Raw genomic sequence first — 25,290 nt, forward strand, 5'->3', positions numbered from 1 at the left:
GGGCAACAACTATTTTGTCTGACCCGCCGTAGCAGGGCGCCGTAGCTGCGAACCGGACGCTGGCAGACAACCACTTACACCCTCCAGTTAGTTCACAAACACCTGGAAAATATTTCACAATCTGGTGCAGCTACTTCAGAATGGCTTTTTTGAGCACTGATACCTATACAAGTCGACCTCCTCTACTCTGCTAAGCGACAAGCAAAGCGTGTAGAGGAGGTCGAGTATGAGCGGGCTTTGACGGCTCCTATATGTATCGTGAGAGGTTAGGCTTCGACGGCCAAGCGCTGTTCTATGGGGGCGCCAGTGGTTTTGAGCGTTGGCACTACGGTCACTACTACGTACTTAGAGGTGGGAGTATTGCTGGTTTTGGCCACGCTAGATATCGGTACGAGCGGGTTGGCTTCGGGGAAGTAAGCGGAAACGTTGCCTTTCGGGATGTCATAGGGGACGGCTACGAACTTCTCGACGGTGCGGGTTTCGCCTTTGTAGTGGCTGGTAATGTCGATGAGGTCTTTGGCGCTAATGCCCCGCTCGGCCATATCCTGCGGATTCATGAACAGCACGCGCCGCTCGTTGAAGACGCCGCGGTACCGGTCGTTGTAGTCGTATATAGTAGTGTTGAACTGGTCGTGGCTGCGCACGGTCATCAGGATGAGCTGGTCGGGCTCCAGTTCGCGCTGGTAGTGCTGCAGCTCGGTGGTGGTAAAGTTGGCCTTGCCGTTGGGCGTGGTGAACTTCCGGTCGCGGGGGCCATTGGGCAGGTAGAAGCCGCCGGGACGGCGCAGCTTCTCGTTGAAATTCTCGAAGCCGGGAATCACGCGGCTGATATGGTCGCGGATGACGTCGTAGTTTTCGGTCATGGCTACCCAGTCGGCAATGTTGGTACGGCTGCCGAGGGTGGCAATGGCGACGCCGCTGATAATGGCCACTTCGCTCATCATCTGGCCTTCCAGCGGAATCAGTACGCCTTTGTTCTGGCTGACGACGCCCATGGAGTTTTCGCAGGAGGTCATCTGGTGGCCGGACTTCTGCATATCTACGTCGGCGTGGGTGAAGCAGGGCAGCAGCAGGCTAGTTTCCCCGGTAATAAGGTGGCCGCGGTTGAGCTTGGTGCCGACAAATACCGTCAGCTTCTGCTTGCGCATGCCCTCGGCAATGACTTCGGTGTCGGGGCCGGCGGCCAGCAGGTTGCCGCCCAAGCCGAAATACACTTTGGTTTTACCCTTGTACATGGCTTTGATGGCTTCTACGGTGTCGTAGCCATGCTCATAGGGGGCCTGGAAGTTGAATTCCTTGCCCAGCGCATCCTGAAACGCTTTGGTCGGCTGCTCCCAGATGCCCATGGTTCGGTCGCCCTGCACGTTGGAGTGGCCGCGCACGGGGCAGGTGCCCGCGCCAGGCTTGCCGATGGCACCCTTCATCAACTGCAGGTTCACGATTTCCTGGATGGTCTGCACGCCCTGGCGCTGCTGCGTGACGCCCATGGCCCAGCAGGTGATGATCTTCTTTTTAGTGGCCAGCATATTGGCGGCTTCCAGCAGCTGGGCGCGGCTGATACCATTCAACTCCTCAATGTCTTCCCAGGAAGTGTTGCGGATGTTCTGCTCGAACGACTCGAAGCCGGTAGTGTATTCGGCAATGAAGGCACGGTCGACTACCTGACCAGGGTTGAGGTCTTCGGCTTCGAACAGGTGCTTCATGATGCCGCGCAGCAGGGCCATGTCGCCGTCTACCCGTACCTGCAAGTACAGGTCGGTGATGGGTGTGCCGTCGCCCATCAGCGCGCCCAGCGCCTTGAGCGGGTTCATGAAATCCTGCGGGTTCTTGAAGTGGTTGAGGCCGGCCTCAATAAGCGGGTTGATGCTGATGATTTTGGCGCCGTTGCGCTTGGCCTTCTGCAGGGCTGACAGCATGCGCGGATGGTTGGTACCCGGGTTCTGCCCTATAATAAGGATGACTTCGGCCTCGTAGATGTCGTTGAGCGTGACGGAGCCTTTGCCCAGGCCGAGCGTGGGACTCAGGGCCGCGCCGCTGCTTTCGTGGCACATATTGGAGCAGTCGGGCAGGTTGTTGGTGCCGAACTGCTTGGCGAAGAGCTGGAACAGGAAGGCCGGCTCGTTGGGCACTTTGCCCGATGTATAGAACACTGCCTCGTTGGGCGAATCCAGCGCGTTCAGATGGTCGGCAATAACCTGAAACGCATCGGGCCAGGTGATGGGCGAGTAGTGGTTGTCGCCGGGGCGCTTCACCATCGGGTGCGTGAGGCGACCGGCATTGTTCTGGTCCCGGTCGGTCATCTTAGACAACTGAGCCAGGCTATGCCGTGCGAAAAACTCCGGGCCGGCGGCCTTATCGTCGGCGTCGGAAGCGGTGGCTTTGGCGCCGTTTTCGCAGAACTCGGCAACTGAGCGGTGGTCGTCGGGGTCGGGCCAGGCGCAGCTGGAGCAGTCGAACCCGTCCTTCTGGTTCATTTTGAGCAGGCCACGGGTGCCGCGGTTCAGGCCGCCTTCACTCCAGCTGAACTCCATGGACTTGATAACGGCCGTGACGCCGGCCGCTACTTTGGCGCGCTCTTCGAGCCGGATGCCGGTGAGGGCTTCGGGCGGCTGAGCCAGGATGGGATGGGTATACTTTGCGTTGGCCACGTCCGGAGGGGTTATGTTGCTCTCGTCACGCGCCGCCTGCGGGTCGGGACGATAATGGTCGGGAGCCGGCGCTTCGCCTTGGTCGGGCCGCTCCCCGCTTTTGGGTGCATTGCTGGCTTTTTGCTCGTGCTGCTTGCCTGCTTTGTTCGGATCGGCGACGGGAGACTCTTCCATGGTATGAGGGGGCTTCGGTGGGAGCAGAAAAGGCGGCTAGTGTTTGCAGCCCAAGTCCTTCTCTACCAATATATGTAGCACTTGGTTGCCGGCTACCGGATAACTGCCCCGCAGGCTGATGGTTTCGGTGGTCATCCACTCATCGGCCAACGCAGCCGGCACCAGTACCGTGATGTGCCCCGGAGTATAAGCCAGCTGCAGCTCCGGACCGGCAGCGGTAGTACGCTCCAATATATAGGTCAGCGTATCCTCCGGAACCGGCCCGAGCGGCACTGCAGTATGGAGTCGGCCGGCGTGGCCGAACTCCATTACCTCTTCCGGAGAAAGACGCAGGCGCAAAGTGTTGTCTTCGAGGCGGAGTTTCATGGAGTGAGAAGTGGGAAACGGCAGAAATAGCGAATCAAAGCCAGAGAGGAGCCTTAGCTTGTCGGCTCCGCCTCACCGGTGATGCGCCAGCTGTGGCTGTAGACGTTGAAGCGGTTCTGGCGCACGAAGCCGCAGAGCGTCATGCCGAAGTTATGAGCAGCTGATACGGCCAGGGAACTGGGAGCTCCCACTGCAGCCAGCACCGGAATACCGGCTACGGCTGCTTTCTGCACCAGCTCGAAGCTGGCGCGGCCACTTACCAGCAGCACCGCGCCATGCAGCGGCAGTTGCCCGGCCAGCAGCACCGCCCCGATTACTTTGTCCAGCGCATTGTGGCGGCCGACGTCTTCGCGCAGCAGCAGCAACTCGCCGGCCGGCGAAAACAGCGCGGCCGCATGCAGGCCGCCGGTTTGCTCGAACAATGCCTGAGCCGCGCGCTGCTGTGCGGGAAGCTGATGAATAACGGCCGTTGCTACATAAGGCCCCTGAGTAGGCAACACCGGGCAGCTGGCCGCGTGCACCGCCTCGATGCTAGTTTTGCCGCACACACCGCAGCTGCTGCTGGTATAGAAATGGCGCTCCAGCCGGGGCAAATCGGGTACGGACGCGGGACTGAGTTCGGCCCGCACTACGTTTTCGCGCTCCTCTTCCTTCGCCACATCGGGGCAGTAGAGGATGCCCTGCAGATCTTCGCGGCCGCGAATAATACCTTCAGTGAGCAGGAATCCGGCCGTCAGTTCAAAATCGTGACCAGGAGTACGCATCGTGACGGACAGTGTGCGGTGCTGACGCCGGCTTTCGGGGCCGTAGCCGACGCGAATTTCCAGCGGCTCTTCGGCGGCCAGCACGTCGGAGGCTTCCGTGGTTTCCGAGCCCTGCACTTTCTGCACGGTCACGTAGTCGTAGCTGGTGGGAGGCAGAAAAACGGGAGTTGCCACTGAGAATCCGGATAACCGATGAGGAGAAACCGCGCAGATGCAGCCGGCACGTAGTATCTTAACCTTACGGGGTAGTTGTAAGTTTAACCGAGTCACCGCCACAATAACCAGACGTTTATCCGGTCGTCTAATTTTTCCAGTTATGCTTACCACTGAAGAACGCCAACGGTACCGCCGCCACCTGCAGCTACCCGAGATAGGAGAAGCCGGCCAGCTACGCCTGAAAAATGCCCGCGTGCTGGTGGTGGGGGCTGGCGGCCTGGGCTGCCCGGTGCTGCAATACTTAGCCGCTGCCGGCGTAGGCACGCTGGGTATTGTGGATGCCGACAAGATAGACATGAGCAACCTGCAGCGCCAGATTCTGTACGGCCCGGCCGATGTGGGCCAGCCCAAAGCCGCTACGGCCGCCCGTGTCCTTCAACAGCTCAACCCACTGGTGCACACGGAGGTGCACAGCTGCCGGCTGATGCTGGGCAATGTGCGCGAGCTGGTGGCGCAGTACGACGTAGTAGTGGATGGCTCCGACAACTTCCCGACCCGCTACCTGCTCAACGATGCCTGCGTGAGCCTGAACCGGCCGCTGGTTTCGGGGGCCATCTACAAGTTTGAAGGGCAGGTATCGGTGTTCAACTACCAGGGCGGGCCCACGTACCGCTGCCTGTTTCCGCAGCCGCCCGCTGCCAGCGAAGCCCCAAATTGTGAAGATACCGGCGTACTGGGCGTGCTGCCAGGGCTGGTAGGCATGGCGCAGGCCACCGAAACGCTGAAGGTGGTGCTGGGAATCGGGGAGCTGCTGGTGGGGCGGCTCTGGATGCTGGATGCGCTGTCGTTTCAGACCCGGATTCTGAAGTTTCCGCGCAAGCCGGAGCAGGCCGTCATCAACCTGGATACCGCCAACCGTGCCGATTACGCCGACTTGTGCGGTGTCGGCATCAGTGCGGTATCGGCGGTGGAGCTGCACGAATTGCTGGAATCGGGCCACCCGCCGTTTCTGCTGGATGTGCGTGAGCCGGAGGAATTTGTCCTGACGCATCTACCGGGCGCTACGCTGCTGCCGCTGAGTAGCCTGGAAAAAGGAACGGCCTCTATTCCGCGGCACCATCCGGTGGTGGTGTACTGCCGGTCCGGGCGCCGCAGTGCGCAGGCCATCGAGCTGCTGCAGAATACGTATGGCTTCACCAATCTGCAGAACCTGACCGGCGGTATGCTGGCCTGGCAGGATACCGTGGAAAAAGCGGTTTAAGCCATATTACTCCTGGTTTTTAGGGTGCCGGCTTTAGGCTGCGCCGGAAGCCAAACAGAGCCACTTTTCCCTGCCCGAAACATCCTTTATGCCGCTTACTGCCACCCGTTCTGCCCGCCCACGCATCCGATTCGACAGAAATGAGCTGGCCGGGGCCTTTGGGGATTTAGGGACGGATCTGCCGCTGCTCATCGGTATCATTGCCGCCTCAGGCATGGATAGCGCCGGGGTGCTGATCATGTTTGGGCTGATGCAGGTGTTTTCGGGCCTCTGGTACGGTATGCCAATGCCGGTACAGCCGCTGAAGGCGTTTGCCGCGCTGGTTATTGCGCAGAAGATTCCGGGGCGCCTCATTTTCGGGGGCGGACTGGCTATTGGCGTCAGCATGCTGCTGCTGTCGGTCACAGGACTGATTGACGCGCTGGCCCGGCTCGTGCCCAAACCCGTGGTGCGCGGAATCCAGTTTGGGCTGGCCCTGCAACTGGCTACGCTGGCCCTGAAAGAGTACGTGCCCGCCGATGGCCTGCCGGGCTACGCGCTGGCCGCCGCCGGCTTTCTGGTGACGGTAGTGCTGCTGGGCAACCGTCGCTGGCCGGCGGCGCTGGTGGTACTGGCACTCGGGGTGGCATATGGCCTGGTTTTCAAGCTCGATCTGGCCACCGCCCAACGCGCTATTGGGCTGCACCTGCCGGCTTGGCACGTGCCCGCTACCACCGATATTTTGACGGGCGCCGTGCTATTGGCGCTGCCCCAGATTCCGTTGTCGCTCGGCAACTCGGTGCTGGCTACGCGGCAGGTGGTGCAGGATTACTTTCCGGAGCGGAGCCTTACAGTGCGGCAAATCAGCTTTACGTATGCCCTCATGAACCTCGTGAATCCACTTCTGGGTGGCTTCCCGGTGTGCCACGGCTCGGGCGGCATGGTGGGGCACTATACGTTTGGCGGCCGCACCGGCGGTTCCGTTTTGATTTACGGCGGACTATTCCTGGTGCTGGGACTGTTCTTCAGCCAGGGTTTCCAGCAAATCGTGCAGATTTTTCCGTTGCCAGTGCTGGGCGTATTGCTGCTGTTTGAGGCCCTTACACTGGCCACGCTGCTCCGCGACATCACCACGCACCGCTCCGATTTGCTGGTGGCACTGCTGGTAGGGCTACTCTGCGCCGGCCTGCCGTACGGCTACTTGGTGGGCTTGGTGGTCGGCACGACGGTATATTACGCTATGCGGCGCGGCTGGGTAGGGCTGGGAAAATAAGCCAACGGGCAAACCGGTCGTAGCATCCGCAGTTACCCGCCAATCGTGCTCATCGACTCAAAGCTGAGCTGATGCACGGGGCGGCGCTGCTCGGCCTCGAAGCCATTGGCGGCGCGGTAGCGGAAGGCGCTTTTCAGGGCCTCGGCCACTTCTTCATCCGTAGAGCCGCCGCGCAGCAACGCCCGCACATCCAATACGCCCTGGTCGTAGAGGCAGGTCTTGAGGCCGCCTTCGGCCGTGAGGCGGATTCGGTTGCAGGTGCCGCAGAACGTGCGCGAATACGCCGCAATGATACCGATGCGCCCCTGATGACCGGCAATGCTGTACTCGGAAGCCGTGGCGCCGGCGGGCGTAGCCACGGGCACAAACTCGCCTAAGTGCGCTTCCAGATGCTGCCGAATGCGGCAGTGGTCCCAGGGCAGCGTGGCGGCGTGGCTGCCGCCGTTGAAGGGCATTTCCTCAATGAAGCGTACTTCTACGGGCAGTTCCCGCGTCAGCTCGGCCAGCGGCACCAGGTCTTCGATGTTCTGCCCGTCCATCACCACCGCGTTGATTTTCACCTGAATCCCGGAGGCCAGCAACGCGTAGAACGTGTCCAGCACCCGCGGTAGCTCGTCGCGGCGCGTGATGCTGGCGAACCGGGCACGGTCCAGGGTATCGAGGCTGAGGTTGACGGCTTTCACGCCCAGGCGGGCCAGCTCGGGCACATACGGGGCCGTGAGCACGCCGTTGGTGGTCAGGCTCAGGTCGTCGAGGCCGGGAATAGCGGTGAGGCGGGCCATAAACGGCACCAAGTCGCGGCGCACGAATGGTTCGCCGCCCGTCAGGCGGACTTTGCGTACTCCCAGGCCCGTGAGCAGGCCAACCAGCCGCTCCATCTCCTCGTAGGTCAGGAGTTCCTGCTTGGGCATGTACTTGATGCCTTCTTCGGGCATACAGTAGAAGCAGCGCAGGTTGCACCGGTCCGTCACGGCCAGCCGCAGGTATTCCAGCGGACGGCCATGATTATCAAACAAAACAGACGGAGCGGCACCAGCCATAGCAGCAATAAAAAAGAGAGTAGCCCGGTAAGGGCCGGAATCTGTCAACCAAAACGTAACACGCGCGTTGTGGTTCGGGTTTGAAGTGCGTACTGTTACTATATTTTGCTCCCCGACCCTATGAACCTAAAAATAGCGCTTTTTGGCATTGCCAAGGAAATTGTGGGCCAACCAGAGCTAGCTCTGAACTTCCCCGAAGGCCAGCCCGTGCACCAGCTCCTAGAGCAGCTTCGCACCGACTACCCGGCCCTGCGCCAGCTCAGCAGCTTAGCCGTAGCCGTGAACAACGAGTACGCCGAAGACACACAGCTACTGCAGGAACGCGACGAAATAGCCCTGATTCCGCCGGTATCCGGCGGGTAGCGGGCGCACCTCAACGTTGCTGATGCTGCTTCGTTGGCGCGGTTCCGGTCGTTCAACGACGAAACGCGACTACGCGTCTCTACACCGTTCAGGTTTCCCTGAATGCCAGCACTCTGGGTTCCTCACAGGCCCTGAACGACTTTCCGTTTACCTGTCACTATTTTCTTCCTCACCGCATCACTCCCTTGATTCACATCGACCTGACCGACCAGCCCATTGACGTAGCCGCTGCCCTGCGTAGCGTGGAAGCCGACGGGGCAGGCGCTATCAATACCTTTATCGGCACGGTGCGCAACCAGAGCACCGGCCGCCCCGTGGTACGCCTCGAGTACGAAGCCTACGACAGCATGGCCCTGCACCAGCTGCGCAAAGTGACTGAGCAGGCGGCTGAGCGGTGGCCGATGGTGCAGAAAATAACCGTCGTGCACCGCAAAGGCACCCTGTATATCGGCGACGTGGCCGTAGTCGTGGCCGTATCCACGCCGCACCGCGCCGAGAGCTTCGCCGCCTGCCAGTACATCATTGACACGCTAAAACAGGTGGTGACTATCTGGAAAAAGGAGTTCTACCAGGACGGCGACGTGTGGGTGGCGGCGCACCCGTAGCGGCTACGAATCCAGCTCCTGCCGCACCTGCGCCGCTTCTTCGGGCGTATTGATGTTGCGCAATTCCTGCGGGGCCGGAGCGGCCAGCAGCTCTATATCGGAGTTGATGAGCGTTTTGCGCGGACAGCTATAACTCAGGCTCAAAAAGCGCAGCAGCTGCGGGTAGCTGGCCGGCTCCCAGATAGTGATAAGCGGCTCGGGCCATTCATTCTCCGGGCTTTGGAAAGCCGTAGCCATGCGAGCCGGCTGGCGGTGCTGCACCAGATGCGCCAGCGTAACTTCCGACAGCAGCGGCAGGTCACAGGCCACCACCAGCCAGGCCGCGTTAGGGTCGAGGCGAAAAGCCGAGAGGATGCCGCTGAGGGGGCCCAGGTCGGCGAAAGTGTCGGGCAGAGGGCGCAGGCCGGCGTATTCCAGCTCAGTTATCTGGTCGGGGCGGCAGGAAACGTGCACGTCCTGGCAGAAAGGGGCCAGCAGCTCGGCGGCGTATGCGCGCTGCTCCTGGCCGTGGTAGGCCAGCTTGCCCTTGTCCTGGCCCATGCGCTGGCTGCGGCCCCCGGCCAGCACCAGGCCCCGTAGCGGCGGCGCGGCCGCGTGCCATTCCTGCAGAATAAGGTCGGCAATGGCAGCCGTGTCGTGAAGGGACAACACGGGCACCTGCGCTTCCGCTAAATGCGCCCGCAGATACGCCGGCACCTCCGTTACGCCTTCGGGCAGCAGCAGGGCCCGCACGTCGGTGAGTCGGTCTAGCTTCTTCTCCACGGGTTTGGCGGGGTCAAGAATCACGAGCTGCTGGCGGGCCCGGAAATGGTTGCCATTCACGAGTACTAAGTTTTGGTGTTGCAGCAGCTCCTGTTGGCTGAACTTGTCCAACGGGCGCTTCACATCAAGACGCGTAAAGGTGATTTTGTCGGTCAGCTCGGCGGCGGCACCGGCCTGTAGAATAGCATCTTGGCCCCCGCTGCCACCTTGCGCCGCGTCGTCACCGGCGGCGTGGTCGGCATCCACGTAGGCCGCGCGCAACGTGGGTTGCAGCAGAGGCAGCAGTCGGGCCGCCAGCTCCTTGATTCTACCACAGGGCGCACCCAGAATAGCCAACTCGTACCGGCCGAATTCGCCAGCGTGCGGGCGGGCCAGTTGGGCGTGCTTGCTGCGAGGCGCGTCGTTGGGGGTTGGCTGGTTATCCGGCATGATGAAAATCCTGTTTGCCGCCGGTTTTACTCAGCAGGCGCGTTTCCTGAATCACGATGTCGTGCGACAACGCTTTGCACATATCATAAATGGTGAGGGCCGCCACTGAAGCACCGGTCAGAGCCTCCATTTCGACGCCGGTTTTGCCCGTGACGCTGGCCGTGCACTCAATCAGCACGGCATCAGGCCCATCTACTTCAATGCGCACCTGGCAGTCATCAAGGCCCAGCGGGTGGCACAGCGGAATCAGCTCGGAGGTGCGTTTGGCCCCCATAATGCCGGCCAGAATGGCGGTCTGGAAAACCGGTCCTTTGCGGGTGGGCAGGTCGCCCTGCTGCACCAACGCTATAATTTCGGGGCCGAGCACCACGCGGCTGCGGGCGCGGGCCACACGGCGGGTGGCAGTTTTGGAGCCCACATCGACCATAGCGGGCTGGCCGGCGGCGTTGAGGTGCGTGAGTTTAGGAGAATCGGACATAACTAGGAGACGAAAACGGAGGGACGCATCTTTGCGTCGTGTTGTTGCCGGCAGCACCTTACGGCGCACCAAAAGGCGGTATCAGCACAACCTGTAGCACCGCGCAGAGTTTCTTATACGGCAACGGTCGGCCGACAACGGTCGACGGCAAAGATGCGCCTCACTTCTGACTTCCGAGTATGATTTCTGCTGAACAGGCTACCCAGCTTATTGCCGCCACCATTCGGCCGCTTTCCATCGAACTGCTGTCGTTGCCGCTGGCCGCCGGGCGCGTGCTGCGCGAAGACCTGCGCGCCGACCGAGACTTTCCGCCCTTCAACCGGGTGGCTATGGATGGCATTGTGGTACAGTATGCGGCCATTGAGGCTGGTCAGACGGAGTTTCTGGTGGAGCGGACGCAGTTCGCCGGCCAGCCACCGGAGACCCTCCAAAATCCGCAGGCGGCCATCGAAATCATGACGGGCGCCTCGCTGCCTGATGGTGCCGACACTAGCATCCGCTACGAAGACCTAACTTTCCGGACCGAAGAAGCCACCGGCCAGCGCTACGCGCAGGTGCAGGTGCCGCCGCCCCGCGCAGGCCACAACATCCACCCGCGCGCCGCTGACCGCCGCCAAGGCGACCTGCTGCTGCCGGCCGGTACCGTGCTGGGTCCCACGGAACTAGCCGTGGCGGCCACTATTGGGGCGGCTACGGTGGCCGTTACGCGCCGCCCGCGGGTAGCAGTGGTCAGTACCGGCGACGAGCTGGTGCCCATCACGGCCACTCCCCTGCCCCATCAGATCCGGCGCTCCAACGGCCTGATGTTGCAAGCTGCCGCCAATACTGCTGGGGCCGTTACGGCGCTGTTCCATTTCAACGACGACGTAGCTGCACTACAGCAGGGCCTGCCGGCACTGCTACACGACTTTGACGCGGTGGTGCTGAGCGGCGGCGTATCCAAAGGCAAGGCTGATTTTTTGCCGGAGGTGCTGCGTGGGTTGGGGGTGGAGCAACGGTTTCATGAGGTGCAGCAGCGGCCAGGCAAGCCGTTTTGGTTTGGGCAGCACCCGAGCGGAGCGGTAGTGTTTGCGCTGCCCGGCAATCCGGTGTCGTCGTTCGTGAATTTTTACCGCTACGTGCACCCGTGGCTGCAGGCGGTGCAGCATCCTGCTGGCTTATCCAGTGTCCCCGTGCCCTCCGTGCTGGCCACCGACATCAGCTTCCGGCCGGTTCTCACGCATTTTCTGCTGGTGCGGCTGGAAGATGCGCCCGACGGCCGGCGCCTCGCGCACCCCGAGCGGGCCGGCGGCTCCGGCGACCAGGCCAGCCTGCTGACCAGCAATGCTTTTCTGGAGCTTCCTGCTGAGCAGGAGCATTTCCCGGCTGGCACCGTGCTCCCGGCGTGGCGGTTCCGGTGAAATAGTGATGAGTTGATTCCCGCACCTCTGAAAGCCTGGAAAGCAGCTACCGATTGTTTATCCCTCAAAATCCAGCCCGCAGTGGAAGCAGTGGCACTGCGGTTTCTCGGGGTCTAGGAGCCAGAGGCGCAAGCGGGTAAGCAGGGTGTGGGTGGGCTGTGGCGTCTGCTGGCAGACCACGTCGGTATGGTGGCAGCGGGGGCAGCGGGCAGCATCGGCGGTGGTTTCCTCTTCGGAGTGCGCCAGCGCATGCATGCTCGTGCGGCTGGCTTCTAATATTTCCTGTGCCTCTGTTAAGTCCTGCTCCCGCACGTGCAGCCGCACGCCGCCCGAAATAGGGCCATACGGGCGGTTTTCGTTGCTCAGGAAGCTGGGAATACCGGCCGCGTCCAGTTGGTTTTTGGCCAAGTGCGCTGAAATAACATTGGCGAAGGATGCCAGCAGCACAATCGGGGTATCAGGAGACTCGTCGTACATGGGCCGCTGGTTTTCAGATAAAACAAAAGAAGCACCCTTTCGGGTGCTTCTTTCATTAGCCGCAGCTTTTTTCTGCAGAGCGCCTTATTGAAACAAGGCCAAGGCTTTGATAAAGGTCTGGGAAACGCCCCACGCCAATGGAACGCCCACGAAGAGCCAGGCGAAAGCCACAGCTCCGGTAGAACTGGGCGTGGCATCAGAAGTAGGATAAGAGGTTTTCTGGTCCATGAGTTCAGGATATGTAGGATGATGGCAGCGGATTAGGCCGCTGCTTTTTTAGCAGCTTCCTTCTCGAAGTATTGCTCCGCCACAGGCCGCACCAGGAAGTTGGCTATCAACCCCACGACCAGCAGGCCCGCCATGGTGTAGAACACTGACTGATACGCGGCCGCCCCTACCAAGCCATTGGCCTTGGCATTGGTATGCAGGTAGTTCACGATGACAGGGCCCAGCACGCCGGCCGTACTCCAGGCCGTGAGCAGGCGGCCATGAATGGCACCTACCTGCAGCTTGCCGAACAAATCGGAGAGGTAGGCCGGAATGGTGGCGAAACCGCCGCCGTACATGCTCAGAATCACGCAGGTTACTACCACAAATAGCGTAAGCTGCGCCCCGGCTCCCAGTGTGGGCACCAGTGCGTAGAGCAGAATTCCCAGCCCGAAGTAGATGGCGTAGGTGGTTTTGCGGCCCATCTTATCCGAAGCCGACGACCAGAAGAAGCGCCCTAACAGATTGAACAGACTCAGCAGGCCCACAAACCCGGCCGCCGCCGCCGCCGTCACGCCCCGGCCCGCGCCCATCACTCCATCTGAGAAAGATTCCTGGATGAGTGGCGAGGCCGTTTCGAGCACGCCGATACCGGCCGTCACATTCATACACAGCACCACCCACAGCAGCCAGAATTGCGGCGTCTTAATGGCGTTGTCGGCCGTGACGTTGCCGGTCGTAATCAGGGCGTTGTGCTCGTTGGAAGGCACGTAGCCTTCGGGCTTCCAGTCATCGGCCGGCACCCGAATGGTCCAGACCCCGAACTGCATGAACAGCAGGTAAATCAGGCCCATGGCCAGGAACGTGGCGGCTACGCCCAGCGTGCCGGTACCGGCCGCCTTGAAGTGGTCCATGAGGGTTACGGCCAGCGGCGAGCCAATCATGGCGCCGCCGCCAAACCCCATGATGGCCATGCCTGTAGCCACGCCCCGGCGGTCCGGAAACCACTTGATGAGCGTGCTTACGGGCGAGATATAGCCAATGCCCAGCCCGATGCCGCCCACAAAGCCATAGCCGAAATACACCAGCCAGATACTGTGCAGATGTACCCCCAATGCCGCAATAAAGAAGCCGCCGCCAAAGCACAGCGACGACGCCAGCATGGCCTTGCGGGGCCCTACCCGCTCCAGCCACTTCCCGAAAATAGCCGCTGAAAGACCCAGCAGTACAATAGCAATGGAAAAGATAACTCCCAGCTGCCCGGGCGTCCAGTCAGCAGGTGCGGGGGCGTCGGGGTTGCCGCTGATGAGGGCACCGAGGGGCTTTTTGAATACGCTGAATGCATACGCCTGCCCAATGGCCAGGTGAATGGCCAGGGCGGCGGGGGGCACCAGCCAACGATTGTAGCCGGGCCCGGCTACGGTGCGGCTGCGGTCCAGTAAGGAGTCTTCTGCCATGTGCATGGTGGGTTTGGTTGGGAAAAAGAGCATCGGCATTCGCAGTATCTGCTTGGTAAGCAGAGCTGAGAATGAGGAAGATATCGGCTTTGTACGCCGATAATCCCCAAACACACAACTATTTTTTGCTAAAAAACTATAGCAACCCCTGTAGCAACATCATTTTGTCTGCTACTAAAGCCATTGCGACGTCCTCGGCCCTGCTTCACGCTCTATTCTGTAGCTGCCTGCTTACTCAGCCACCCGCGCAGCCCTTTCTTCCGTGCAGCCTTCAAAAAGTCGTCGATTCCGGCCGACATAGCCTTGGCCATCTGCTCCTGCCGGATAGGGTCAGTCAGCAGTTTCTCGTCTTCCGGATTTGATATAAAAGCTGTTTCCACCAGCGCGTTGGGATATTCAGTGGGTCCGTTGAGGCCAAAATTGAAATTACCGACCAAGCCCCATCCCGGTAAGCCGGTTTCCTGCATGCGCCCATACAGCGCCTCGGCCAGCGGCCGGAAAGCGGTGTAGCGGTAGAAGGCACTGGTACCACGCGCCGTAGTGCCACCGGTAGAGTTGACGTGGATACTGACCAACAGGGCCGGCCGGCGGCGGCGTAATAGGGCTACCCGTTCTGCTATTTCCAGGCTTGCGTCGGTTTCGCGGGTCATAAGTACGCGGGCTCCCCGGCGCTCCAATTCCTGCCGCAGCTGTTGGGCTATAGCCAGTGTAAGGTCTTTCTCACGAGCTCCGCTGGCGCCAATAGCTCCTACATTGGTGCCGCCGTGCCCGGCATCAATAGCCACCAGCAGCCCCTTCAGGCGTAGTTTGGCGGGTGGGCGCGCCACCTGCACAACAAGGGTATTCTGCTCGTAGCCAATGTGGTAGCCCCAGCTTTGGCGGTGGCGCAGAGGCAGTACCATCCTGAATACATCGGGTTGCGGCTGCTCGTAGTAGATGGCACCCAACTCACGCAGCCCGTCCCGCTGCGTTATCCAGTTGGTGTTAGACGTGGCGCCAAAAACATCTATCACTAGCCGCGTGGGGTTCTGAAGCACCTGCGAACGGTAAGGCAGCCGCTGGGTGAGCGGCACACGCACATAGTCGTAGAGGGAGTCGCCGCGCACGCTCCAGGAACCGGTGAGGGAAGCAGGCACAAAGCCGCCGGGCGGAAGCAGCCGGACGCCTGTTACCGGCGACCAGGCATAGTGCCCTTCCGCCAGCCGCACGCGGTACTGGTCTGCCACCCGGCCCGTCACATGTAGCAGCACCAACGAATCGAGGTAACCTATCTTGGCCCCACCCAGTCGGTCATCGCCGAGGCCGTAATTGAGGTGGGACAGCGCGCCTTTGGTCACGGCCAGCAGGGGCTGGTTTGGGTTGAGCAACCGCACCGGAAAAGCCGTTTGCAGCGAATCATGGCGGCCATCGGGCAGGCGCAGGTGCAGCCACAGCGGCTGGCCTTCGCTCAGCGTATCGGTGGGGCGCAACTGGTAGGTACCCTGGTACACTCCTCGCACCCCCTGGGCCTGTTCAGGACTCAGTTCCGTCAGGGGCTGGCCGTTCAGGAAAGAGGCCTGGCCGCCCGGCTCTCCCAACACGCGGACCTGCAGCGCATCGCCGGGACTTAGCCACAGCTCGCCAACTGGTATGGTTTCCGCTTTGCGAATAAGACGCTGCGCCTGTGCCGCCTGCCCTAGCAGCAGCAGGGCTGCCACGCAGGCTATCCAGTTGCTACTCTTTGCCGTGCTAGTTTTCTGCGCCATTACCGGAAAAAGAAAGCCCCGCACTGCGGCGGGGCTCATTACACATTCAGTTGAGGACATTTACTTCTCCTTCACGGCATCCCCAAGGTCTTTCATGTCGCGGCCGGTTTCAAGCGCTGTAAACTCGGTCTGCAGCGCCCGGATGTGCAGCTCGTCTCGGCCTCTGATATCAAGGCGAATGGTACGAAACCGCGCATTGAGGCGGCGGCTGAGCGCGGTGGCATAGTCCCAGTCGCGCTGGGTCCACTGCTTGCGGTTGGTGCGCACCTGCTGCATAAACTGCACGAATGCCGGCTCAATAGTGGTCGGCGTCAGCTGCTCGATATTGCCGTAGCTGCCCAGCAGCTGGCCGGCAAAGGCGCGGGCCGCTACCGTATCGAGCGGCTGGCGGCTGCGCTCCCGCGACACCGAATCGAATCGGGCGGCGCGGCGGCCAACAGTGCGGAGCTTATCGGCGGCCCGGTTGGCCAGCGTGTCGAGGTTGCGGGCTTCTTCGCGCACTGCTTCCTGCCGCTCGCGCGGAGTAGAGTCGCAGGCAGTGAGCAGAACGGCCGCCACACTCGTGGCTGTCAGGAGGCGGAAGGTTAGGAACGGGTTCATGGAGCCAATGTACGCAAGCAGGGCCGGTTGAGGTTAGGCTCGGCTCGGCACTATGCCCGGCTAGCGCGGCGTCTGCAGCCGAAACGTAAACGGCAGTTCATATACTACCGGCACGGCACGGCCATTCAGGCGGGCCGGAATCCACTGCGCCGGAATGGTACGGCTGAGGCGCAGCGCCTCTTCGTCGCAGCCACCCCCAATGCCCATCAGAACTTTGTGGGAGGTAGCACGGCCCAGCGTATCAATGGCAAAAGACACCAGCACGCGGCCCTGAATATTGCGGCTTTGGGCCAGCTGCGGATAGTTTAGGCGGGCCATGTAGGCTGCCAGCGCCGCCTCGCCGCCAATGAACAACGGGGGCTGTTGCACACGCGTCCGGGTCCATTGGCCGGGCGTCACTTCCGTTTCATACGGAATGTCCTCAATGGGCCGGTAAAAGAGGAGCTTATTGGCAGTATGGTCGTAGCGCTGCACCAGTACCTGGCGGCCGTCGCGGGTGAGGCTGAAATATTCCCAGACGCCTACCTTCTGGCCCTTCACCATTTCGCCGGATTCCAGGTCGTTTTTGCGGCGCTGCGCCTGAGTATCGGGACTTACCAACAGGAATGCGAGGGCACAGAGTGCCCCCAAAGCGTAAGCGTGTTTCATGCGTGGGTGGGAAGAGGTACGGCCAGCCTGGGGGGAGTAGGCTAACCGTTGTCAGATCAAAAAAATAGCATTTAAATCCAATATCTATTCTTCTGCATTTTCCATCCTCAACCGGGTGTTTTATGGCTCAATACACGTCAGACGATGCTTTAGAGAACCTAACAACCCAGTGAGGCGCTGAAAGGCAGCAGGTTAGATTCCGGAAATTTACAAACGTCCACACACAAATACAAACCGGGGCACTTAGCTTTCTGCCTCTCCTAGTCGGTTGCGCAGGTCATGCAGCTGGGCCTGAAGGCCGGGCCAGTAGCGGCAGATGCGTTGCAGCCGCAACAGCACGCGCAGGGCGCCGGCATCGTCGCCGAGCATGCGGATCATGGTGGCCCAGCCACTCAGCGCCCCGAAATGGCGGGGCTCCAGGCGCAGGGTCTGCTGAATGTCGCGGATGGAGGCCCGGTATTCTCCCCGCAGGTAATGGGCGGTAGCACGCTTGTTCCAGCCTTCCGCGTACGAGGGGCACTCTTCTATCAATACCGTGAAATCGGCAATGGCGTGGCTGTAGTCGCCGGCCGCCATGGCCCGCATACCGGCTTCCAGGTGCTTATCCAGCCGCCGATTTCCCGTAGACAGCCACAACTGCCAGATACCGTTCTGCAGGGCTTCTATCTCGGTAGGAGTAGTAGCCACGCGCAAACGCTCAAATAGCTCATCCAGCGTGTCCAAAAGCAAAATCCTGAGAGGTAAGACAGAGAATGAAAAGGAATACGCAGGCAGCAATGCCACGGCTGGTGCGCTTACCGTATTGGCTAAAATAAAGCCGCCGCCACCCGCCGGATGCTCTCCGACTTGCCCATGCTGTAGTAGTGCAGGCAGGGCACGCCGTGGGCCATCAGCTCGCGGCTCTGGTTGATGCACCACTCAATGCCGATTTCGCGGGCTGCCGTGTTGTCGGGGGCCAAGTGCACGGCATCGGCCAGTTCTTCCGGAATGTTGAGGTAGAAGGCCCGGGGCAGCATCGTGAGCTGGCTTTTGGTGGTGAGCGGCTTGAGGCCGGGGATGATGGGCACGGTGATACCGGCCTCGCGGCAACGCTTCTCGAAGGCAAAGAACTGCTCGTTGTCGAAAAACATCTGCGTCACGATGTAGTCGGCGCCGCGGTCCACCTTGTGCTTGAGGTAGCGCAAATCGGCCCCGTAGTTCGGCGACTCGAAGTGCTTCTCAGGATAACCGGCCGTACCGATGCAGAAGTCGGTAGCCCAGGTGTCGTCCTGCTTTTCATCCAAATAGGCACCCTTGTTCAAGTCTGACACCTGCCCGATCAGGTCGCAGGCGTAGGCGTGGCCGTCGGGGTCGGGCTTGAAGCTGCCTTCCGATTTAATAGGGTCGCCGCGCAGCGCCAGCACGTTGTCGATGCCCAGAAAGTGCAGGTCGATGAGGGCGTTTTCGGTTTCCTCCTTCGAGAAGCCACCACAGATCAGGTGGGGCACGGTGTCGACGTCGAAGCGGTTTTTGATGGCCGCGCAGATGCCCACGGTGCCGGGCCGCTTGCGCACGGTTTTCTTTTCCAGCAGGCCGTTGGGGTGCTGGCGGTACACGTACTCCTCGCGGTGGTAGGTCACGTCAATAAACGGCGGCTTGAACTCCATCAGGGGCTCGATGTTGGAGAACAGGTTCTTGATGTTCTCGCCCTTTTTGGGGGGCAGGACCTCGAAGGAAAACAGCGTTTTGCCGTTGGCGCGGGTCAGGTGTTCGGTTACTTTCATCAGAAGCGCCAACTGGCAGGTGGCGAGGTATTGGATGTAGCGCGAAGCTTTTGCTTCGCGTTTCGTTGATAAAAACAGATGCCGTGGCTGCGTTACAACACCATCAGCAACGGTACGCGAAGCAAATGCTTCGCGCTACTGGCTACCCTGCCGTTACGGGCACCGCCGCCGGCTCGTAGTTCAGGTTCGGCATCAGCCAGCGCTCCAGCTCCGGCAGCGGCATGTGTTTGCGCGCGGCTATGTCCGCCACCTGGTCCTGGCCGATGCGGCCGAGGCCGAAGTAGCGGCTGTCGGGGTGGGCGTAGTAGAGGCCGCTCACGGAGGAGGCGGGGTACATGGCCAGGTTTTCGGTGAGGCGGATGCCGGTGGCGGTTTCGGCGTCGAGTAGGTTGAACAGGGTGATTTTCTCGGTGTGGTCGGGGCAGCCGGGGTAGCCGGGCGCGGGGCGCACACCTTTATATTTCTCCTGAATCAGGTCCTCGTTCGACAGGTTTTCGGCCGGGTCGTAGCCCCAAAACTCTTCGCGCACACGCTGGTGCAGGCGCTCGGCAAAGGCCTCGGCGAGGCGGTCGGCCAAGGCCTTCATCAGGATGCTGCTGTAGTCATCGTGCTCGGCCTCGAACCGCTCCAGGTGCTTCTCGATGCCGATACCAGCCGTGACGGCAAAGCCGCCGATGTAGTCGGCCCGGCCGGTTTCCAGCGGGGCCACGAAGTCGGAGAAGGCCAGGTTGGGGACGCCCTCGGCCTTTTCGCTCTGCTGGCGCAGAGTGAAAAACTCGGTGGCAACTTCCTGGCGCGTGTCGTCGGTGAACACCTGCACGGTGTCGTGGCCGACGGTGTTGGCGGGCCAGAAGCCGATGACGGCGCGGGCCGTGAGCAGCTTTTCGTCGATGATCTGGCGCAGCATCTTCTGGGCGTCGTGGAAAAGCTGGGTGGCGGCCTCGCCCACGTTCGGGTCTTCCAGGATGCGCGGGTAGCGGCCCTTCAGTTCCCAGGTCTGGAAGAACGGCGTCCAGTCGATGTACTCGGCCAGCTCCGCCAGGTCGTAGTCTTCCAGCGTTCTGGTGCCGAGGAAAGTGGGCTTCACGATGGGCGTGGCGGCCCAGTCGGCCTTGAAGCCGTTTTCGCGGGCGGCCTCAATGGTCAGGTAGTTTTTCTCGCGCTGGCGGCCGGCGTAGTCCTCGCGCAGCTGGCGGTATTCCTCGCGCACGGTGCGGGCGTACTCCGCATCGGCCGAGCCGAGCAGGGCGGCGGCCACGCCCACCGAGCGGGAGGCGTCGTTGACGTGCACGATGGGGCCGCTGTAGTTGGGCGCGATTTTCACGGCGGCGTGCAGGCGCGAAGTGGTGGCACCGCCGATGAGCAGCGGGGTTTTCAGGCCGCGCTTTTCCATCTCCTGGGCCACGTACACCATCTCATCCAGGCTCGGCGTAATCAGGCCGCTGAGGCCGATAACGTCCACCTGCTGCTTCTGAGCTTCGTCGAGGATGCGCTCCAGCGGCACCATCACGCCCAAGTCCACGATGTCGAAGTTGTTGCAGGCCAGCACCACGCCCACGATGTTCTTGCCGATGTCGTGCACGTCGCCTTTCACCGTGGCCAGCAGAATTTTACCGGCCGTCTGCCGGTCGCCGCTCTGCTTGTCGGCCAGCAGGTAAGGCTCCAGGTAGGCCACCGCCTTCTTCATCACCCGGGCCGATTTCACCACCTGGGGCAGGAACATCTTGCCGGCCCCGAACAGGTCGCCCACCACGTTCATGCCGGCCATCAGCGGGCCTTCAATCACCTCCAGCGGGCGGCCTACCAGCTGCCGCACTTCCTCGGTATCCTGGTCGATGAACTCGGTAATGCCCTTCACCAGCGCGTGCTGCAAACGCTCCTTCACCGGGAGGCTGCGCCAGGCGTCGGCTACCACTTCCACCTTGTCCTTCTGCTTCACCGTGTCGGCGAAGTCCACGAGGCGCTCGGTGGCGTCGGGGCGGCGGTTGAGCAGCACGTCTTCCACCAATTCCAGCAAGTCCTGGGGCACCTCGTCGTACACGGCCAACTGGCTGGGGTTCACGATGCCCATGTCCAGGCCGGCGCGGATGGCGTGGTAGAGGAAGGCCGAGTGCATGGCCTCGCGCACCACGTCGTTGCCGCGGAACGAGAAGCTGATGTTCGAGACGCCGCCGCTGGTGAGGGCGCCGGGCAGGTTGGCCTTAATCCAGCGGACGGCCTCGATGAAGTCCAGCGCGTAGTTGCGGTGTTCCTCCATGCCGGTGCCCACCGTCAGGATGTTGGGGTCGAAGATGATGTCCTCGGCCGGGAAACCGACTTCGTTCACCAGAATGTCGTAGCTGCGGCGGCAGATTTCGATGCGCTTCTCGTAGTTGTCGGCCTGGCCGTTCTCGTCGAAGGCCATGACCACCACGGCCGCGCCGTACTGGCGCACGGTGCGGGCCCGCTGCCGGAACACGTCCTCGCCTTCCTTGAGCGAAATGGAGTTGACGATGCTTTTGCCCTGCACGCACTTGAGGCCGGCTTCCAGCACGCTCCACTTCGAGGAGTCAATCATGACGGGCACCCGCGAAATGTCGGGCTCCGAGGCAATCAGGTTCAGGAACGTGGTCATGGCCTGCTCCGAGTCGAGCATGCCTTCGTCCATGTTCACGTCAATCACCTGCGCGCCACCTTCCACCTGGTCGCGTGCCACTTGCAGGGCCTGCTCGTAGTTGCCGGTCCGGATGAGGCGGGCAAAGGCGCGGCTACCCGTCACATTGCACCGCTCGCCCACGTTCACGAACAGGCTGTCGGGGTACACGCCAAACGGCTCCAGACCGCTCAGACGGGTGGCTCTGGGCACTTCCGGTAAGAGGCGCGGCGCGTACTTTTCGGCCAGGCGGGCCAGCTCGCCGATGTGCTGGGGCGTAGTGCCGCAGCAGCCGCCCACCACCGTCACGAGGCCGTCGGCCAGGTAGCCTTCCACCACGCCCGCAAATTCCTGGGCCGACTCATCGTAGCCACCAAACGCGTTGGGCAAACCGGCGTTGGGGTAGGCCGAAATGTGCACGTCGGCAATGCGGCTCAGCTCCTTGATGTACACCTTGAGCTGGTCGGCGCCGAGGGCGCAGTTCAGGCCCACGCTCAGCAGCGGCAGGTGGCGGATGGAGTTCCAGAAGGCCTCCACGGTCTGCCCGCTCAGGGTGCGGCCCGAGGCGTCGGTAATCGTGCCCGAAATCATGACGGGCACCACTTTGCCGCCTTCATCAAAGAACTTCTGCACCGCGTACAAAGCGGCCTTGGCGTTGAGCGTGTCGAAGATGGTTTCGATGAGCAGCGCGTCGGAGCCGCCGTCCACGAGGCCGCGCACCTGCTCCAGGTAGGCGGTGGCCAGCTCGTCGAAGGTTACGGCCCGGAAGCCGGGGCGGTTCACGTCGGGCGAGAGGCTGGCGGTGCGGTTGGTGGGCCCCACGGCCCCGGCTACGAAGCGCGGCTTGTCGGGCGTGCGGGCCGTGAAGGCATCCGCCGACTCCCGCGCCAGCCGCGCCGACTCGTAGTTCAGCTCATACACAATGTGCTCCAGCGCGTAGTCGGCCTGGGCGATGGTGGTGCCGCTGAAGGTGTTGGTTTCCACCATGTCGGCCCCGGCGGCAAAGTACTCGTCGTGGATGCCCCGGATGATGTCGGGGCGGGTGAGGCTGAGCAGGTCGTTGTTGCCGCGCAGGGGCTTGGGGTGGTCGGCGAAGCGCGTGCCCCGGAAATCCTCCTCCGTGAGCGTGTGGCGCTGGATCATGGTGCCCATGGCGCCGTCGAGAATCAGCACGCGCTGACGCAGGATGTCGTGGAGGGGGGACGTAGTGGCGGGGGCAGGGAGGACGGTCGGCATATCGGCTCTTCTAAAGAAAATCAGCGGCAAAAAGGGCCTATCCAGAAAGAGCCGGGCGCGAAGGCCGGTTCCGTACTTATCTTCTTCCAATGCTCGCAAAAGCATCGGAAAGGGAGTTAGCACCTTGTTTTATTTCAGGTTGCTAAGACGTCGTCGGGCCCAATCCCTCGGTCTTTCTGGATAAGTAACACAGCGAAGATACAACCGGAATCTTCAAATTTCAATTCGGAGAAAAGAGGCCTAGCAAGCCAGGAGCCAGCCGGAAGAGCAAAGAAGTTTTGAGCTGAATTAATATAATTGCTAGCATATAGTATCGTTTCCTAGTTGGTCGTTTCTGTTTCCTATTAGTGATTGACTATGCTACTTCGTTTCTACACTGTTGTGCTGCCGGGGCTGCTCCTATGGGCCGAAAATAGCCTGGCGCAGAGAATGCCCGCCGGTGCTGGCCTGCAGGGTACGTATTACAACGGGATGAACTTTGAGCAGAAGGTGCTTACCCGCGCCGATGCGGCCATTGATTTCAACTGGAACAAGCAGCCGCCCGCCACCGGCGTGGGGGCCGAATATTTCTCGGTGCGCTGGGAAGGCTGGCTCCTGGTGCCTGAAACCGGCGAGTATGAGTTCGGTACCGTGATGGATGACGGGCTGCGTTTCTGGCTGGGCAGGAAGCGCCTCATTGATTCCTGGCGCGACCAGGACCACGTGCCGGCTTCCGTGCGCATCCGGCTGGAAGGTGGCCGCTACTATCCGCTGCGGGTCGAATATTTTCAGAACCGCTGGGAGTCGCGGGCGCTGCTACAGTGGCGCCGCACCGACCAGCCAACAGCCGAATTCCAGCCCGTCAGCCAGCAACAGCTTTTTGCCGCTCTTCCGGCCACGGCCAAACCGATTCCTGAACCCACTCGCCCGCCCACCAGACCCGCACCCGCGCCACCTGTTGCGGTGCAGCCGGCGCCCCGGCCCGTCGCCGCCGCGCGCCAAACACGCCAGTCGGTGGCGGCAGCGCAGCCCAAAGCAACGGCGGATGCGGCCCCACCCCGTGCCAACCCTACCACGGATACGGCTGCCACGCTACCTGACTTAGGTGCATTACGGGCTGGTTCCGCTGTTACGCTGCCTAACTTGTATTTCACGCAGAGTACAGCTGCACTGCTGCCCTCGTCGCGGCCGGTGCTGAATGAACTGGCCCGTACGTTGCGGGCTCAGCCTACACTGCGCCTCGAAATAGGAGGCCACACGGATAATGTGGGAGATGCTGCTCTCAACCTGCGCCTGTCCGAGCAGCGGGCCCGCGTGGTGCGGCAGTACCTGGTGCAGCAGGGCATCGACTCGGTGCGGCTAACGGCCCGTGGCTACGGCGGCACCCACCCCGTGGTGGACAACCGCGACCCGCAGCAAAGGCCTCGCAACCGCCGCGTGGAAGTGGTGGTGCAATAAACAGTACCAAGTCCTGTGTTCGGCCAGGTAGATTATAGGGAACTGCGGGACATTGTTTAGCAGCAAGCTGTACGTTGTACCTGCTGCTCGCACCTGCTCAAAAAATTGACAGAAAAAATAGGAAGTCGAAAACATATATGTAGCAACATCAGTTACAGTTTGCGAATCGGCACACAGCTGATTCCTGAAACCGTTTCTATACATGAGCCAGACTCGCCATCTTTTTACGCCCGTGCAAGTGGGCGCGCTTACCCTGCCCAACCGCTTCGCCATGGCTCCCATGACGCGCAGCCGCGCCACCAATGAGGCCACTGCCCCCACCGAATCTGTAGTGAAATACTACGTGCAGCGCGCTTCGGCAGGCCTTATCATCACGGAAGGCTCGCAGGTGTCCGCTCAGGGCGTGGGCTATATCAACACACCCGGTATCTACACCGCAGAGCAGGTAGCAGCCTGGAAGAAAGTAACGGATGCCGTGCATGCGGCAGGGGGCCGCATGTTCATTCAGCTTTGGCACGTGGGCCGCGTGTCGCACCCTTTTTTCCATAACGGCGAACTGCCCGTAGGCCCCTCGGCCATCAAGCCGGAAGGCGCCAAGGCTTTCACCGGCCAAGGCTTCGAGGATGTTCCCGCACCACGCGCACTGGAACTGAGCGAAATTCCAGGGGTGATAGACCAGTTCCGCCAGGCTGCCCGCAACGCCAAACTAGCCGGCTTCGATGGGGCTGAGATTCACGGAGCCAATGGCTACCTGCTCGACCAGTTTATTCAGGATGGCTCGAACCAGCGCACCGATGCGTACGGCGGCAGCCTGGAAAACCGCGCCCGCTTTACTCTGGAAGTGGTGCAGGCTGTAGTAGACGAACTGGGTGCCGACCGGGTGGGCATCCGCCTCTCGCCGCAAGGCAGCGCCAGTATCCAGGACTCCGACCCGGTGAAAACGTTTAGCTACCTCACCGAACAGCTCAACCAGTTCAACCTAGCCTACCTGCACGTTATCGAGGCCCTGCCCGGCCACCCGATGGCGCAACCGCAGGCGCCGACCGTAGCCGCGCACCTGCGCAAGATTTTCAACGGCACCTTTATCCTGAACGGTGGCTACACCCAGGAAACCGCGGAAGAAGCGTTGGAAAACAACGAGGCCGACGTAATTGCCTTCGGCGTGCCGTTTATTGCCAACCCCGACCTAGTGGAGCGCTTCTGCATCGGGGCCGCCCTCAACAACCCCGACCCCGCCACATTCTACGTGCCCGGCGATAAAGGCTACATCGACTACCCGTCGTTGCAGGAGCAAGGAATCCACACAAAAGAACCTGTTGATTATCAGAATAATTAAGCTCCGTTCTTCGGCTGCTCCGATAAAAACCCGTCCTGGCGTAAGCTGGGGCGG

22 protein-coding genes and 1 riboswitch are annotated in these 25,290 nt (G+C 61.4%); of the genes, 7 read left to right on the forward strand and 15 right to left on the reverse strand.

Features of this window, described 5'->3' with window-relative positions; genetic code table 11:
* Positions 1–266: 266 nt before the first annotated feature.
* The 3 genes from IC231_RS18685 to fdhD are packed head-to-tail and all read right to left on the reverse strand — an operon-like array spanning position 267 to position 4,126.
* The gene (locus tag IC231_RS18685) at positions 267–2,822 is read right to left on the reverse strand and encodes an FdhF/YdeP family oxidoreductase (protein ID WP_190786010.1); all 2,556 of its coding nucleotides are present in this window, start codon (positions 2,820–2,822) and stop codon (positions 267–269) included.
* A gap of 36 nt (positions 2,823–2,858) precedes the next feature.
* Positions 2,859–3,188 (reverse strand): DUF7009 family protein, encoded by a 330-nt coding sequence (locus IC231_RS18690; RefSeq protein ID WP_190786011.1) that lies wholly within the window; start codon positions 3,186–3,188, stop codon positions 2,859–2,861.
* Between the two features lie 53 nt (positions 3,189–3,241).
* Positions 3,242–4,126: a formate dehydrogenase accessory sulfurtransferase FdhD gene (gene fdhD / locus IC231_RS18695; RefSeq protein WP_211539191.1), complete on the reverse strand. Its 885-nt coding sequence runs from the start codon at positions 4,124–4,126 to the stop codon at positions 3,242–3,244.
* A 142-nt stretch (positions 4,127–4,268) separates the two neighbouring features.
* Between fdhD and moeB the strand changes: the two genes are divergently transcribed.
* Both moeB and IC231_RS18705 read left to right on the forward strand, forming a co-directional pair.
* Positions 4,269–5,369, forward strand: coding sequence for a molybdopterin-synthase adenylyltransferase MoeB (gene moeB / locus IC231_RS18700; protein WP_190786012.1), 1,101 nt, complete (start codon positions 4,269–4,271; stop codon positions 5,367–5,369).
* 88 nt (positions 5,370–5,457) lie between these two features.
* Positions 5,458–6,621 carry a putative sulfate/molybdate transporter gene (locus IC231_RS18705; RefSeq protein WP_190786013.1) on the forward strand — a complete coding sequence of 388 codons (1,164 nt, stop codon included), beginning with the start codon at positions 5,458–5,460 and terminating at the stop codon, positions 6,619–6,621.
* Positions 6,622–6,653: 32 nt separating this feature from the next.
* On the opposite strand, the gene moaA is transcribed toward IC231_RS18705, so the two are convergent.
* On the reverse strand, positions 6,654–7,661 hold the full coding sequence (moaA, locus tag IC231_RS18710; RefSeq protein ID WP_190786014.1) for a GTP 3',8-cyclase MoaA: 1,008 nt from the start codon (positions 7,659–7,661) through the stop codon (positions 6,654–6,656).
* 120 nt (positions 7,662–7,781) lie between these two features.
* Here moaA and moaD point away from each other — a divergent pair, with 120 nt between their 5' ends.
* Both moaD and IC231_RS18720 read left to right on the forward strand, forming a co-directional pair.
* Positions 7,782–8,024: a molybdopterin converting factor subunit 1 gene (gene moaD, locus IC231_RS18715; protein ID WP_185888362.1), complete on the forward strand. Its 243-nt coding sequence runs from the start codon at positions 7,782–7,784 to the stop codon at positions 8,022–8,024.
* Positions 8,025–8,209: 185 nt separating this feature from the next.
* Positions 8,210–8,629: a molybdenum cofactor biosynthesis protein MoaE gene (locus tag IC231_RS18720; protein WP_190786015.1), complete on the forward strand. Its 420-nt coding sequence runs from the start codon at positions 8,210–8,212 to the stop codon at positions 8,627–8,629.
* A gap of 3 nt (positions 8,630–8,632) precedes the next feature.
* On the opposite strand, the gene IC231_RS18725 is transcribed toward IC231_RS18720, so the two are convergent.
* Both IC231_RS18725 and moaC read right to left on the reverse strand, forming a co-directional pair.
* Positions 8,633–9,820: an NTP transferase domain-containing protein gene (locus IC231_RS18725; protein ID WP_190786016.1), complete on the reverse strand. Its 1,188-nt coding sequence runs from the start codon at positions 9,818–9,820 to the stop codon at positions 8,633–8,635.
* Positions 9,810–10,298, reverse strand: a complete 489-nt coding sequence (gene moaC, locus IC231_RS18730; RefSeq protein WP_190786017.1) for a cyclic pyranopterin monophosphate synthase MoaC — start codon at positions 10,296–10,298, stop codon at positions 9,810–9,812. The genes IC231_RS18725 and moaC overlap by 11 nt, the downstream gene beginning before the upstream one ends.
* Before the next feature lie 179 nt (positions 10,299–10,477).
* Between moaC and IC231_RS18735 the strand changes: the two genes are divergently transcribed.
* The gene (locus IC231_RS18735; RefSeq protein ID WP_190786018.1) at positions 10,478–11,698 is read left to right on the forward strand and encodes a molybdopterin molybdotransferase MoeA; all 1,221 of its coding nucleotides are present in this window, start codon (positions 10,478–10,480) and stop codon (positions 11,696–11,698) included.
* Positions 11,699–11,755: 57 nt separating this feature from the next.
* Here IC231_RS18735 and IC231_RS18740 read toward each other — a convergent pair whose 3' ends face one another.
* The 9 genes from IC231_RS18740 to metH all read right to left on the reverse strand — a co-directional run bounded on the left by IC231_RS18740 (position 11,756) and on the right by metH (position 22,463).
* Positions 11,756–12,175 carry a putative signal transducing protein gene (locus IC231_RS18740; protein ID WP_190786019.1) on the reverse strand — a complete coding sequence of 140 codons (420 nt, stop codon included), beginning with the start codon at positions 12,173–12,175 and terminating at the stop codon, positions 11,756–11,758.
* Between the two features lie 84 nt (positions 12,176–12,259).
* Entirely contained in the window at positions 12,260–12,403 is a 144-nt protein-coding gene (locus IC231_RS18745) for an MFS transporter small subunit (RefSeq protein WP_190786020.1), read from the reverse strand.
* A gap of 32 nt (positions 12,404–12,435) precedes the next feature.
* The gene (locus IC231_RS18750) at positions 12,436–13,872 is read right to left on the reverse strand and encodes an OFA family MFS transporter (protein ID WP_223831492.1); all 1,437 of its coding nucleotides are present in this window, start codon (positions 13,870–13,872) and stop codon (positions 12,436–12,438) included.
* 179 nt (positions 13,873–14,051) lie between these two features.
* Positions 14,052–15,584 carry an N-acetylmuramoyl-L-alanine amidase gene (locus IC231_RS18755; RefSeq protein WP_190786021.1) on the reverse strand — a complete coding sequence of 511 codons (1,533 nt, stop codon included), beginning with the start codon at positions 15,582–15,584 and terminating at the stop codon, positions 14,052–14,054.
* Between the two features lie 60 nt (positions 15,585–15,644).
* The gene (locus IC231_RS18760) at positions 15,645–16,184 is read right to left on the reverse strand and encodes a hypothetical protein (RefSeq protein ID WP_190786022.1); all 540 of its coding nucleotides are present in this window, start codon (positions 16,182–16,184) and stop codon (positions 15,645–15,647) included.
* Between the two features lie 60 nt (positions 16,185–16,244).
* A complete protein-coding gene (locus tag IC231_RS18765) occupies positions 16,245–16,832 on the reverse strand; it encodes an energy transducer TonB (RefSeq protein WP_190786023.1) in 588 nt (195 codons plus the stop codon).
* 243 nt (positions 16,833–17,075) lie between these two features.
* Positions 17,076–17,561: a tetratricopeptide repeat protein gene (locus IC231_RS18770; protein WP_190786024.1), complete on the reverse strand. Its 486-nt coding sequence runs from the start codon at positions 17,559–17,561 to the stop codon at positions 17,076–17,078.
* Positions 17,562–17,638: 77 nt separating this feature from the next.
* Positions 17,639–18,595, reverse strand: a complete 957-nt coding sequence (gene metF, locus IC231_RS18775; protein WP_190786025.1) for a methylenetetrahydrofolate reductase [NAD(P)H] — start codon at positions 18,593–18,595, stop codon at positions 17,639–17,641.
* Positions 18,596–18,737: 142 nt separating this feature from the next.
* On the reverse strand, positions 18,738–22,463 hold the full coding sequence (metH, locus tag IC231_RS18780) for a methionine synthase (protein ID WP_190786026.1): 3,726 nt from the start codon (positions 22,461–22,463) through the stop codon (positions 18,738–18,740).
* 73 nt (positions 22,464–22,536) lie between these two features.
* Positions 22,537–22,650: riboswitch (SAM riboswitch) on the reverse strand.
* Positions 22,651–22,820: 170 nt separating this feature from the next.
* Here metH and IC231_RS18785 point away from each other — a divergent pair.
* Both IC231_RS18785 and IC231_RS18790 read left to right on the forward strand, forming a co-directional pair.
* On the forward strand, positions 22,821–23,900 hold the full coding sequence (locus IC231_RS18785) for a PA14 domain-containing protein (protein WP_190786027.1): 1,080 nt from the start codon (positions 22,821–22,823) through the stop codon (positions 23,898–23,900).
* Between the two features lie 202 nt (positions 23,901–24,102).
* Positions 24,103–25,236: an alkene reductase gene (locus tag IC231_RS18790; protein ID WP_190786028.1), complete on the forward strand. Its 1,134-nt coding sequence runs from the start codon at positions 24,103–24,105 to the stop codon at positions 25,234–25,236.
* The last annotated feature ends 54 nt before the right edge of the window (positions 25,237–25,290 follow it).

Source organism: Hymenobacter duratus (assembly GCF_014698995.1).
Taxonomy (GTDB): domain Bacteria; phylum Bacteroidota; class Bacteroidia; order Cytophagales; family Hymenobacteraceae; genus Hymenobacter; species Hymenobacter duratus.